Source organism: Mesorhizobium sp. M7A.F.Ca.CA.004.04.2.1 (genome assembly GCF_004022825.1).
GTDB lineage: Bacteria > Pseudomonadota > Alphaproteobacteria > Rhizobiales > Rhizobiaceae > Mesorhizobium.
On sequence record NZ_RZPH01000797.1, the window covers coordinates 1 to 2840 of the forward strand.

Sequence of the window (2840 nt, forward strand, 5' to 3'; positions counted from 1 at the left end):
GCGGTCGAGGCCAAGCGGCAGATCGCCGCTCTGGCGGCGACCATGGTGCGTGACGGCGACGCCGTTATCGTGCATGGCGGCTCGACCTGCTTCCATCTCGGGGTCAAGCTCGCCGAGCGCAACATCCGCCTCTACACCAACTCGATGCCGCTGGCGGCCTATCTCAGCGACCACGGCCATTGCAGCCTGACGGTTGCCGGCGGTGATCTGCATCGCGAGCCCGGCATCATCCATTCGCTCACCCAGGCCGTGCCTTTCTACGCCTCCAAATTCTTTCTCGGCGCGCAAGGCCTTGGCCAGGAAGGCGTGATGGAATCGCACCCGCTGCTGGTACGCTCGATCGTCGATCTCAGCCTCTGCGCCGACCAGATCGTGGTGCTGGCCGATAGCCGCAAACTGTCGATCCACGCGCGCAATGTCGCGCTGCCGCTTTCGCGCATCGGCACGCTGGTCACCGACGACGGCCTCTCCGACGCAGATGCGCGCATGCTGGAAGACGCCGGCGTCATGGTGCGGATAGCCTCGGGAGCCATCCAGTGAAGGTGGCTGTCCTCGATTTCGGCAAGACCAATTCGAAGCTGTTCGTCTTCGGCCAGGACGGGCGGATCATCGACGAGCGCCGGACACAGCCGAAATGGGTGCGCCAAGACGGCTTCAGCGTGCTCGACGAGGCGGCCCTCCACCATTGGGCGCTCAGCGCCGTTGCCGATGCGGTCGACGGTCATGGAGTGGAAGGGGTGATGGTGTCGGGCCATGGCTGCACCTTTGCCTTGGTCGACGAGGCGGCGCTGACGCGTCCGATCCTCGATTACGAGCAAGAGCCGCCGGCCGAGATTGCCGCGCGGATCGATCGCCGCATTCCTGACTTTTCCGAGACGTTCTCGCCGCGGCTGCCGCTCGGCTTCAACTACGGCCGCCACATGCTGTGGCTGCAGGAGGTCGATCCGGACGCGTTCGCTGCGTCGAAATCGATCCTCGGCTATCCGCAATACTGGAGCTGGCGCCTTGGCGGGCGGGCGGTCTCGGAAGTGTCCTATCTCGGCTGCCATTCGCATCTGTGGGCGCCGCGCCGCCAAGACTTTTCCTCGCTGGTCGACGCGCAGGGCTGGCGTGACCGGATGCCTGCCTTCGAGCGCGCCGGCACTGTTATCGGCGAGCACCGCCTCGGCGCCGCGGCGCGACCGATCGCCATCCACAACGGCGTCCATGACTCGAATGCGGCGCTGCATGCCTATCGCCGGCAGGAGCTTGGCCCGGTCACCGTCGTTTCGACCGGCACCTGGGTCATCGTGCTCAATCCGGACTGCCCGCTCGACGCACTCGACCGGGATCGCGACATGCTGGTCAACGTCGATGTCGGCGGCGGCCCAGTACCGACCATCCGCTTCATGGGCGGGCGCGAATTCGCAACAATCAGCGCCGGCTGGCAAGGCGAGATCGCCGGCCCAGTGGTGCAGCGGGTGATCGATGCCGGCATCATGGCGCTGCCGAGCTTTGCGCCGGGCGGGCCGATGTCGGGGCATTCCGGCCGACTGGTCGGGCGCGCGCCCAATGCCGAGGAACGCGCGGCCGCGGCGCTGCTCTATGTCGCGCTGATGGTCGATCTCTGCCTCGACCTCATCCATTCGAACAACACCGTGATCGTCGATGGCGGGCTGAACACAGGCGGTGTGCTCGCCGGGCTGCTGGCGCAGTTGCGTCCCGGCCAGGCCTTCCTGCAGGGCGCCACGCTGGAGGGCAGCGCCACGGGTGCCGCGGCGCTCGCCTTCGAGAGCGTCGGGCGCGAATTCGCCGCCGAAGTTCCGGAGCCGGTGCGCGCATCGCGTTTCACCGGGTTGGCAGGCTATCGCAGCAATTGGCGCGACGCCACCATGGACCGCGGCGTCGCTGATGCGGCAGTGGGAGGCGCGCGATGAGTGCGATTGCCAGGGCCGAGACCGCGCGCCAGCCGGTGCTGGAGATGCGGCACATCTCCAAGACGTTCGGCACCATCCGTGCCTTGCACGATGTCTCGCTCAGCGTCCACGCCGGCGAGCTGCACGCCTTGATGGGCGAAAACGGCGCCGGCAAGTCGACATTGATGAAAGTGCTTTCAGGCGCCTATCGGCCGGATGCCGGCGGCGAGATCCTGATCGACGGCATGCCGGCCGCGACCGGCGATCCGATCAAGGCGCGCGCCAGCGGCGTCGCGGTGATCTATCAGGAGCTGTCGCTGGCGCCCAATCTGACGGTGGCGCAAAACATCTTCCTCGGCAACGAGCCGCGACGCTTCGGTATCGTCGACCGCGACCAGTGCACCCGGCGCGCCAGGGAGATCGTCGCGCGTCTGGGCGTCTCCTTTTCGGCCCGCGACATGGTCTCCAGCCTGTCGCTCGGCGAGCGCCAATTGGTCGAGATCGCCCGCGCGCTGTCGACCAATGCGCGCATCATCGTCATGGACGAGCCGACCACGTCGCTGACCTCGCGCGAGACCGACCGGCTGTTCGAGGTCATCGCGACGCTGAAATCGCAAGGCATCGCCATCATCTACATCAGTCACCGCATGGAAGAGGTCTACCAGCTTGCGGATCGCGTCAGCGTGCTGCGCGACAGCGGTTATGTCGGTACGCTCGAGCGTGCCGACCTCAGCGCCTCGCGCCTGGTGTCGATGATGGTCGGCCGCGATCTGTCGGCTTTCTACAAGAAGGATCATCGGCCGCCGGACGAAAAGCGCGCGGTGGCGCTCTCGGTGCGTGGCATGTCCGACGGCCGTCTCCTGAAAAACTGTTCGTTCGACCTGCACAAGGGCGAGGTGCTGGCGCTGGCGGGTCTGGTCGGCTCCGGCCGTACCGAGCTTTCCC

The 2840-nt window shown here is 66.8% G+C and carries 3 protein-coding genes; all 3 read left to right on the forward strand.

Annotated elements, in window-relative coordinates; genetic code table 11:
* The coding region (locus EN893_RS27175) for a DeoR/GlpR family DNA-binding transcription regulator (RefSeq protein ID WP_164901141.1) at positions 1 to 540 on the forward strand (540 nt) is incomplete at its 5' end.
* Complete coding sequence (locus EN893_RS27180; RefSeq protein WP_127266682.1) at positions 537 to 1916, forward strand: carbohydrate kinase; 1380 nt, start codon at positions 537 to 539, stop codon at positions 1914 to 1916. The genes EN893_RS27175 and EN893_RS27180, both read left to right, overlap by 4 nt.
* Positions 1913 to 2840 (forward strand): sugar ABC transporter ATP-binding protein (locus EN893_RS27185; RefSeq protein ID WP_164901142.1); only part of this gene is annotated, 928 nt, incomplete at its 3' end. The genes EN893_RS27180 and EN893_RS27185, both read left to right, overlap by 4 nt.